This is a genomic window from uncultured Roseovarius sp. (assembly GCF_913054395.1).
In the GTDB taxonomy this organism is placed as follows: Bacteria; Pseudomonadota; Alphaproteobacteria; order Rhodobacterales; family Rhodobacteraceae; genus Roseovarius.
In genome coordinates this window covers 1-9,095 of record NZ_CAJXIP010000133.1, presented here as the reverse complement: position 1 = coordinate 9,095, position 9,095 = coordinate 1, and the positions used below count along the sequence as shown (strand labels likewise).

At 61.4% G+C, this 9,095-nt stretch carries 12 protein-coding genes and 1 tRNA gene; 10 read left to right on the top strand and 3 right to left on the bottom strand.

All coding sequences use genetic code 11. The features are described from left to right. Nucleotides 1-171 precede the first annotated feature (171 nt). The 8 genes from QZ522_RS15290 (at nt 172) to hisH (ending at nt 6,002) form a co-directional block, all read left to right on the top strand. Nucleotides 172-972: a phosphodiesterase gene (locus QZ522_RS15290; RefSeq protein WP_294613457.1), complete on the top strand. Its 801-nt coding sequence runs from the start codon at nt 172-174 to the stop codon at nt 970-972. A gap of 195 nt (nt 973-1,167) precedes the next feature. Next, a complete protein-coding gene (locus tag QZ522_RS15285) occupies nt 1,168-1,461 on the top strand; it encodes a ribbon-helix-helix domain-containing protein (RefSeq protein WP_294613454.1) in 294 nt (97 codons plus the stop codon). Nucleotides 1,462-1,549: 88 nt separating this feature from the next. Further along, the gene (locus QZ522_RS15280; protein WP_294613451.1) at nt 1,550-1,945 is read left to right on the top strand and encodes a VOC family protein; all 396 of its coding nucleotides are present in this window, start codon (nt 1,550-1,552) and stop codon (nt 1,943-1,945) included. 47 nt (nt 1,946-1,992) lie between these two features. Beyond that, entirely contained in the window at nt 1,993-2,517 is a 525-nt protein-coding gene (locus tag QZ522_RS15275) for a Twin-arginine translocation pathway signal (RefSeq protein ID WP_294613449.1), read from the top strand. A 27-nt stretch (nt 2,518-2,544) separates the two neighbouring features. Further along, entirely contained in the window at nt 2,545-4,116 is a 1,572-nt protein-coding gene (locus QZ522_RS15270; protein WP_294613447.1) for a GMC family oxidoreductase, read from the top strand. A gap of 248 nt (nt 4,117-4,364) precedes the next feature. Next, a tRNA-Gly gene (locus QZ522_RS15265) sits at nt 4,365-4,439 on the top strand. A gap of 333 nt (nt 4,440-4,772) precedes the next feature. Beyond that, nucleotides 4,773-5,360 (top strand): imidazoleglycerol-phosphate dehydratase HisB, encoded by a 588-nt coding sequence (gene hisB / locus QZ522_RS15260; protein ID WP_294613443.1) that lies wholly within the window; start codon nt 4,773-4,775, stop codon nt 5,358-5,360. Between the two features lie 3 nt (nt 5,361-5,363). Continuing rightward, complete coding sequence (hisH, locus tag QZ522_RS15255; protein ID WP_294613440.1) at nt 5,364-6,002, top strand: imidazole glycerol phosphate synthase subunit HisH; 639 nt, start codon at nt 5,364-5,366, stop codon at nt 6,000-6,002. A gap of 4 nt (nt 6,003-6,006) precedes the next feature. Here hisH and QZ522_RS15250 read toward each other — a convergent pair whose 3' ends face one another. Together QZ522_RS15250 and QZ522_RS15245 are read right to left on the bottom strand one after the other, a co-directional pair. Beyond that, a complete protein-coding gene (locus tag QZ522_RS15250) occupies nt 6,007-6,441 on the bottom strand; it encodes a VOC family protein (RefSeq protein WP_294613437.1) in 435 nt (144 codons plus the stop codon). Nucleotides 6,442-6,504: 63 nt separating this feature from the next. Then, nucleotides 6,505-6,894 carry a DUF2147 domain-containing protein gene (locus QZ522_RS15245; protein WP_294613435.1) on the bottom strand — a complete coding sequence of 130 codons (390 nt, stop codon included), beginning with the start codon at nt 6,892-6,894 and terminating at the stop codon, nt 6,505-6,507. A gap of 140 nt (nt 6,895-7,034) precedes the next feature. On the opposite strand from QZ522_RS15245, the gene hisA reads away from it, so the two are divergent. Continuing rightward, complete coding sequence (gene hisA / locus QZ522_RS15240) at nt 7,035-7,754, top strand: 1-(5-phosphoribosyl)-5-[(5-phosphoribosylamino)methylideneamino]imidazole-4-carboxamide isomerase (protein WP_294613430.1); 720 nt, start codon at nt 7,035-7,037, stop codon at nt 7,752-7,754. A 36-nt stretch (nt 7,755-7,790) separates the two neighbouring features. Here hisA and QZ522_RS15235 read toward each other — a convergent pair whose 3' ends face one another. Continuing rightward, complete coding sequence (locus QZ522_RS15235) at nt 7,791-8,246, bottom strand: DUF302 domain-containing protein (protein ID WP_294613426.1); 456 nt, start codon at nt 8,244-8,246, stop codon at nt 7,791-7,793. A gap of 100 nt (nt 8,247-8,346) precedes the next feature. Between QZ522_RS15235 and hisF the strand changes: the two genes are divergently transcribed. Further along, nucleotides 8,347-9,095: imidazole glycerol phosphate synthase subunit HisF (gene hisF / locus QZ522_RS15230; protein ID WP_294613423.1), on the top strand; the 749-nt coding region annotated here is incomplete at its 3' end.

Below are 9,095 nucleotides of genomic sequence, written 5' to 3'. Positions count from 1 at the left end.
ACGCGACCATCAAGGCCGTACATGTCACGCCCGGCGGTCAGATCGACGCCAAGGATCTGCTCGTCGAATTCGAATAGCGCGGGGTCGCGCACCACGATTGAGCCTTTTCAAGACGCGCGAATCCGAAGATGGTTCGCGCGTCTTTGCTTTGGTCCGGGGGGCACGCGACAGATGCATAAAATTCTGGTTTTCACCGATATCCACATCCTGCCCGAAGGCGAGACGATCATCGGGCTCGACCCTTTCGCGCGCTTCACCCAAGGGCTTGCCCATGCGCTTGAACGGCACCCCGATGCCGAGCGGATCGTGCTGTGCGGCGATCTTGCCCATAACGCCGCCCCCACGGAATACGCCCGCCTGAAACAGGCGCTTGAGGGTTGCCCCCTGCCGGTAGATCTGATGCTTGGCAATCATGACCGGCGCGGGCCGTTCCTTGCGGAATTCCCGCAGGTCCCGGTCACCGATGCGGGCTTTGTACAGCAGCACCACGATATCGGCGATTATCGCCTGATCCTGCTCGACACGCTTGACGAAGAGGCTGATGACACCCATTCGGGGCACCTCTGTGCCCATCGCCTTGACTGGCTGGACCACGCATTGGCCACGGCAGGCAAGCGCCGGGTGGTGGTCTTTACCCATCATCCGCCGATGATCACCGGGTTTTCCGGCATGGACTGGATCGGGCTTCACAATCGTAGCGAGTTGATCGAACGGCTGGTGGCACATGGCGGCGTGGCACAGATCGTCAGCGGCCACATCCACCGCACGATCCAGGGTGCGGCGGGCGGTATCCCGGTCAGCGTCTTCAAGAGCCCCTGCCACCAGATGCCGATGGCGCTTGGGTTTCAGGACTCGAGCCTGTCGATCGACGAGCCGGGCGCCTATGGTATCCTGCTGCTACATGGTGACGGGGTGATCGTGCACACCGAGGATTTCACACTGCCCCCGCAGACGCCCGAGGTATACGGCTGACAGAAGGCGGTTGGCGTTTTGCGCCGGAACCTCTGGCCGGTACGCGCAACCTGCTCGCACCCCGGCCCCGTGCCTGCCCCCCTGTCTACCCCGTGTCACGGGCTTCCCCCTTGCGAAAAAATCGGCAATGATGGGTCATGGACTGAGATCCGCCGCGCTGCGCAAGCCGCCCGGCGGATGAGGGAGGAACCAATCATGTGCCGAATATTTGCCGGGCAGGACCCGGACCGCTATGCCCTTGAAACCCGCCGGATGCGCCTTAACGGTCAAAGTACCAGCATCCGGCTGGAAAACTCTTTCTGGGGCATTCTTGATGAAATCGCCTTAAATGAGGGGTTATCGACCCCGGCGTTTGTGTCAAAACTTCACTCCGAGGTGCTTGAATTGCGCGGTGAGCCGCAAAACTTTACCTCGCTGTTGCGCTGTACCTGTCTGATCCACCGCGAAACCGGACTTGACGACGACAGCCGCCAGATCGCAGCGGAATAACCGCGCGGGCATGTAGTAGCGGTTTACTACCTGCCCACCGCGAGCCTTGGTAACATTTCCGGACCAAACAAACTGATCCGGAGGGAAAATGGCCAAAGCCATTCACAGCATGATCCGCGTCCTGGACGAGGCGCGATCGGTCGAGTTTTACCGCAGGGCCTTTGGGCTTGAGGTGGCGGACCGGCTTGATTTCGAGAAATTCACCCTCGTCTACATGTCCAATCCCGAAAGCGCGTTCGAGGTCGAACTGACCGTCAACAAGGGCCGCACAGAACCTTATGACCTTGGCGATGGCTATGGCCATCTCGCCGTTCTGGTCGAGGATCTGGCAAGCGAGCATGCCCGCTTTGTCGAAGCGGGCCTTGAGCCGCGCAAAATCGTGGAATTCGCGCCCGACGGCAAACTTGTCGGCAAGTTCTTTTTTGTCGCCGACCCGGATGGCTATGAAATCGAGGTGCTCGAGCGAGGCGGGCGTTTCAAATAAAGCGCGGGCGCGATTGCGCCTGTTTTGACCAATTGGGAGGAGAACCAATGACTGACGTGAAAACCCGAAAAGGGATGACGCGGCGCGAGCTGTTGTCGCGCGCCGTTGCCGCAGGGACCACATTCGTTGTCGGTGCGGGCTTTGTCGCCGGCACCGATGCCGCCTGGGCGCTTGAGACCACCGCGCTCAAACCCGAAACCATGGCGACGCTGATCCAGATGGCGCGCGATATCTATCCGCATGACCATGTGGCGGACGAATATTACGCCATTGCCGTCAAAGGCTATGACAGCGCCGAGTCCGCCCCGGCGGTTGAGGCGGGCATCGCCGCACTCAATGCGGCGGCGGCAGGCAAGGGCTTTGCCGATTACCTGTCGATCGGATGGGAACGCGACCGCGTCGATATCCTGCGCGCCATGGAGGACAGCGCCTTTTTCCAACAGGTGCGCGGCGGTCTGGTGACCGGCCTTTACAACCAGAAAGCGGTCTGGCCGCTGTTTGGCTATGAGGGCGAGTCCTTTTCCAAGGGCGGTTACATCAACCGTGGTTTTGACGACATCAACTGGCTTTGAGCCATAGCCAACCGAGGAGGATTCACTATGGCTGCACCTTTTGATCTGAACGACGATTCTGTGATCGTTGTTATCGGCACCGGCGCCGGCGGCGGCGTCCTGTCGAACGAACTGGCCCAACGCGGCGTAAGCGTTGTGGCATTGGAAGCGGGCGGGCGTTACCTGCCCGAGGATTATATCAACGACGAGTGGGAAAGCTTTGGCCAGCTGGCCTGGCTTGATGCGCGCACCACATCCGGCGACTGGCGCGTGGCAAAGGATTTTTCCGGCCTGCCCGCCTGGATCGTCAAGGCGGTCGGCGGCACCACCACCCATTGGGCGGGCGCATCGCTGCGCTTTCAGGACCACGAATGGAAGGCCGCGTCCACCTATGGCCCGGTACAGGGCGCGAACCTGCTGGACTGGCCAATTGACGGCGCGGAAATGGCCCCTTGGTACGATCTCGCCGAGAAAAAGCTTGGCGTGACGCGCACCAATGGCATTCCGGGCCTGCCGGGATGCAACAACTACAAGGTGTTCGAGGCCGGTGCCAAGACGCTTGGTTACGAAGAAGTCCATACCGGCCGCATGGCGATCAACAGCGAAGAAAATGACGGTCGCATGGCCTGTCAACAGACCGGATTCTGCTTTCAGGGCTGCAAATGGGGCGCCAAATGGTCCGCCGCCTATACCGACATCCCGCGCGGCGAGGCGACCGGCAACCTTGAGGTGCGCGAAAAGGCGCATGTGCAGCGGATCGAGCACGGGCCTGATGGCCGCGTCAATGCCGTGATCTATATCGACGAGAAAGGCACCGAGCACAAACAGATGGCGCGTGCCGTCTGCGTGGCCGGCAATTCCTTCGAAAGCCCGCGACTCTTGCTCAACTCCGCCACCGAGATGTATCCCGACGGGCTTGCCAATAGCTCGGGACAGGTGGGGCGCAACTATATGCGGCACATGACCGGCTCGGTTTACGGGGTGTTCGACAAGCCGGTGAAGATGTGGCGCGGCACGACCATGGCCGGGATCATCCAGGACGAGGCCCGCCACGACACCTCGCGCGGCTTTGTCGGCGGGTATGAGCTTGAGACCCTCTCGCTTGGCCTGCCGTTCATGGCGGCCTTCCTTGATCCGGGCGGCTGGGGGCGCGAATTCACCACCGCGCTTGATTCGTATGAAAACATGGCCGGGATGTGGATCGTCGGCGAGGATATGCCGCAGGAAACCAACCGCGTGACCCTGAACCATGACGTCAAGGATCAGTTCGGCATGCCGGTCGCGAATGTGCATTACTCCGATCACCCCAACGACCGGGCGATGCGCGATCACGCCTACAAGCAGGGCATGGCGATCTATGATGCCGTGGGCGCCACCCGGAGCTTTCCGACACCGCCCTACCCGTCGACGCATAACCTTGGCACCAACCGGATGTCCGAGAACCCGCGTGACGGCGTGGTCAACCGCAATGGCCGGACCCATGACATCGAGAACCTGTTCATCTCGGACGGCTCGCAATTCACCACCGGGGCGGCGGAAAATCCGACCCTGACCATCGTGGCGCTTGCCATCCGGCAGGCCGATCATATTGCGGGCGAACTCTCGCGCGGCGCCCTGTAAACGGGCCTGCGTCCCTCTCCCGGCGCCTTACCTCTCCCCAGGGCGCCGGGGGTTTTTGAATTTGCATGTTTCGGGGCGCTGCGCGGCGGCGCGTGCCGTGCCGGATGCCCGGCATAGCATGGGCAAAGCCGCTCTTGCCCGGGTCACAGGGACCGCTGTTTGGCTTTTGTGAAAAAAATCGGCCAGAGGCGTGCTTTTCCTCTTGCGGTTCAGCGCCATAATTTATAAATCACGCCTCACCCAAGGAAGCGGGCGTAGCTCAGGGGTAGAGCGCAACCTTGCCAAGGTTGATGTCGAGAGTTCGAATCTCTTCGCCCGCTCCAATTTTCCCAAAAATTGGATGCACCGGACCCAAGCAGGGGTCTGCCGACGCCGGTATGGCCACGGCTTCGGATCATTGCACCTACGGCATCAAGACTGCGGTGTTTCACGACTTGCGCGGTCATGGTGCCCGCTTTTCACCTGCATGCTGACAATAAGGCGAGCCGTCCGGATCAAGCCCTACAGCCCTGCGCGCCAAATGCCCCATCTGCCCCCCTGGGCCTTCGGGGGCTTTTGGGCAACGCCCGCCCCGGCTTTACCCGGCATTGCCGCTTGGGACTTGGCGCGCAGCCCTGCGCGGATTATACACCGCCCCAGCAACCAGCGGAGGCCCCATGCGCAGCGCCCAGATCACCAGGAAAACGGCCGAGACCAATATCACTGTTCACATCGACCTTGATGGCACCGGTTCCTATGACAACCAGACCGGGGTTGGCTTTTTCGATCACATGCTGGATCAGCTGGCGCGCCACTCGCTGATTGACATGAAAATCCGCTGTGAGGGCGATCTTCATATCGACGATCACCACACGGTCGAGGATGTCGGCATTGCCCTTGGCCAGGCCCTGAGCCATGCAATTGGCGACAAGAAGGGTATCCGCCGCTATGGTGCCTGCCTGTTGCCGATGGATGATGCGCTCGTACGCACGGCGCTTGATTTGTCTGGGCGCCCGTTCCTGATCTGGAACATAACGCTGCCCACGCCCAAGATCGGCACCTTTGACACCGAGTTGGTGCGCGAATTCTTTCAGGCATTCAGCACCCATGGCGGCGTCACCCTTCATGTCGACGCCCTGCACGGGATCAACAGCCACCACATGGCCGAGGCCGCGTTCAAATCGGTCGCCCGCGCCCTGCGCGAGGCGGTTGAAACCGATCCACGCACCGCAAACGCGATTCCCTCGACCAAAGGCGCGCTCTGAGCCATGACAACAGTCATCGTCGATTACGAATCCGGCAACCTGCATTCCGCCGAAAAGGCGTTCCAGCGGATGGCCTCTGAAACCGGTGCAGGCAGCGTGCTTGTCACCTCGGACCCCGACGTGATCCGCAAGGCGGCGCGCGTGGTACTGCCCGGTGACGGGGCGTTTCCGGCCTGTCGCAAAGAGCTGTTTGACCATCGCGGCGTGTTCGAGGCAATCGAAGAGGCCGTGATCGCCAAGGGCCGCCCCTTCATGGGGATCTGCATCGGCATGCAGATGCTGGCCACGCGCGGGCTTGAGTATCAGGAAACCCCCGGCTTTGACTGGATCGGCGGCACGGTCGAGCATATTGCGCCTGCCGACGACTCCCTGAAGGTGCCGCACATGGGGTGGAACGATCTGGTGATCGACCATCCGCATCCGATATTTGACGGCATCAAGACCGGCGATCACGCCTATTTCGTGCATTCCTATCATTTCCGCGTGGACGATCCGGCGCATCTTTTGGCGCATGCCGATTATGGCGGGCCGATCACCGCCGTGGTCGGGCGCGACACCATCGTCGGCACCCAGTTTCACCCCGAGAAAAGCCAGGATACCGGCCTGCGGATGATTGCGAATTTCCTGAACTGGAAACCCTGAGCGCCTATTTCTCCCAGAGGCGCGGTTCGGCCATTTCAATGGAATTCTTCGCCGGATCACGGAAATAGATCGAGCGCGCGCCGTTCGGCCATTGAAAATCGGCCTCGATCTCAACACCAGCCGCCACCAGCCGCGCGCGCCATGTGTCGAGTGCGGCTCGATCGACAGCGAAACAGAAATGCCCCGGCCCAAGCGTCCCATGCGCTGGCACCGGCAGGTCGGGGTTGCCCGATGGCTTGCAGGTTTCCATCGGGTTGAAAATCAAAAGCACGCCCGCACCCACGCGGTAAAACACGTGCCGATCTGCGACCCGCACGATCCGTTCCAGTCCCAGGACATCACCATAGAACCGCTCGGCCGCATCAAGATCCGCGACATAAAGCGCGGCTTCCAAAATGCCCAAGGGTTCGGGCGCGGATGGCAGGTTCTGATCGGTCATGCCGACATCCTAGCGCAAAAGCGGTCCGGAAAAAACCGGGCCGCCCCTGTCGATAGCGCGGGATTACTGAACTTTTTTCCAGGTCCCGCCGTTGCGGCAGATCCCGAATACACAGCCACTTACGTCAAGCATATCGCCCGTGAGCCGCAACTTGGAGCTATAGGTCTTGTCGCGGTCGGGCGCATAGATCTTGCCCTTGTAGGTGCCGCCGCCCTTGTTCTGGGTCTCGGAGATGATGTTGCGGCCGATCATGGTGCTCGGCTTTTCCTTACCTGTCGAATCGAAGGATTTCACCAGCTTTCCACACAAGGCATCGCCACAGGGCGCAACCTCGATCAGACCGGTATCGCCGTGATCGTCGGGCGCGGTGCGCCATGTGCCCTCAAGCGGATCTGCGACGGCCATGCCCGCGCTGAACATGATCGTGGCCATGGTGAGTACGACTTTCTTCATCTTTGCAATCCTCCGGGATATTTCTGAAGGGGCTTTGCCCCAGTAACCTTACAATTGCCTTACCCCCTGACCCTGTCCACATTGCATTTCGGGTTTGGCCTGTGCAAAAGGCCATGACGTTACGACAGAAAGCCGAAATCATGATTCTTTACCCCGCGATTGACCTCAAAGACGGCAACGCCGTGCGCCTTGTGAAGGGTGAGATGGATCAGGCCACGGTGTTCAACGACGATCCCGCCGCACAGGCGCTGGAGTTCGTGAACGCCGGCTGCGAGTGGCTTCACCTGGTCGATCTGAATGGCGCCTTCGCGGGCGAGCCGGTCAATGCGGCCCCGGTCGAGGCGATCCTTGAACGGTGTGGCGTGCCCGCCCAGCTTGGCGGTGGCATCCGTGACATGGCCACGATCGAACGCTGGCTCTCCAAGGGGCTGGCGCGCGTGATCCTTGGCACGGTGGCGGTGGAAAACCCGGCCCTTGTGCGCGAGGCGGCACGCGCCTTTCCGGGTCAGGTCGCGGTTGGCATTGATGCGCGCAACGGCCGCGTCGCCACCAAGGGCTGGGCGACCGAAACCGATGTGATGGTCACCGATCTTGCTAAATCCTTCGAAGATGCAGGCGTGGCCGCGATCATTTATACCGACATCAACCGTGACGGCGCCATGAAAGGCCCCAATATCGAGGCCACCGCAGAGCTTGCCCATGCGGTCTCGATCCCCGTCATCGCCAGCGGCGGCGTCAGCTCGCTTGACGACCTGATTGCCCTCAAGAATTGCGGCGCGCCGCTTGACGGGGCGATCTCGGGGCGCGCGCTTTATGACGGCGCCATTGACCTAAAACAGGCGCTTGCCGCCCTGCGCTAGCGGATGTTCCCCCGGCGACGCCGGGGGGAGTTACCTTTACTCGCTTGCCGCCTTGCCGGTCAGCTTGCCAAGCGCGCCGGTCATCGTCTTGATATATCCCGCATCCTCGGAAATGCCGCCAAGATCGCCAAGCATCTCCTTGGGGTCTTCATAGGCCAGCCAAGTCTGGCCCGCGCCATCCTGATAGACCAACACCTTGAGCGGCAGGAACAGCCCCGCAACCGCGTTATCCTGAATTGCAGGCGTGCCCAGCTTGGGGTTACCAAAAATCAGAACCTGCGCCGGGGCCAGCTCCATATCAACCTTGGCCGCACCCGCCGCATGATCCACGCGGGCAAAAACCGTCGCCCCTGCCCCGGTCACAGCCGCCTCAAGCCGGTCCATCGTCGTGGCCACATCCCCCGACGAGCGGACCTTTACGATATCGTCATTAGAGGCAAAGGCCGGAAGACCCGCCACACAGACCGCAACAGCCGCAATAAAACGCTTCATTGTAAACTCCCTCATTTTCAAAACTTATCGGCCTTATCCTCTGGCATGTAACGACATTTGCCCATAAACAACGGCGTGAGATCACTGTAACAGCGACAATATGCTCAAAACCCGCATCATACCCTGCCTCGACGTGGCCGATGGCCGCGTGGTCAAAGGCGTCAACTTTGTCGATCTGGTGGATGCCGGCGACCCGGTGGATGCCGCCCGCGCCTATGATGCGGCGGGCGCCGACGAGCTTTGCTTTCTCGACATCCACGCGACCCATGAAAACCGCGGCACGATGTTTGACGTCGTGCGCCGCACCGCCGAGCAATGCTATATCCCGCTGACGGTCGGCGGCGGCGTGCGCAGCGCCAGGGATGTGCGCGCTCTTCTGCTTGCCGGGGCCGACAAGGTAAGCTTCAACTCCGCCGCCGTGGCCGATCCGGACGTGGTCGCGCGCGCCGCCGATCAATTCGGCAGCCAGTGTATCGTCGTGGCCATCGACGCCAAGACCGTCGCCACCGGAAAATGGGAGATCTTCACCCATGGCGGGCGCAAGCCGACCGGCATCGACGCCGTCGAATTTGCCCGTCTCGTGGCCGCCAAGGGCGCCGGGGAAATCCTGCTGACCTCGATGGATCGCGACGGCACGCGGGCGGGCTTCAACCTGCCGTTGACGCGCGCGATCTCGGATGCGGTGGATATTCCGGTGATCGCCTCGGGCGGCGTCGGCACGCTCGATCATCTGGTCGAAGGCGTGACCATCGGCGGCGCAAGCGCGGTGCTGGCGGCCTCGATCTTTCACTTCGGCACCTTCACGATTGCCCAGGCCAAGGCGCATATGGCCGCCGCGGGAATCCCGGT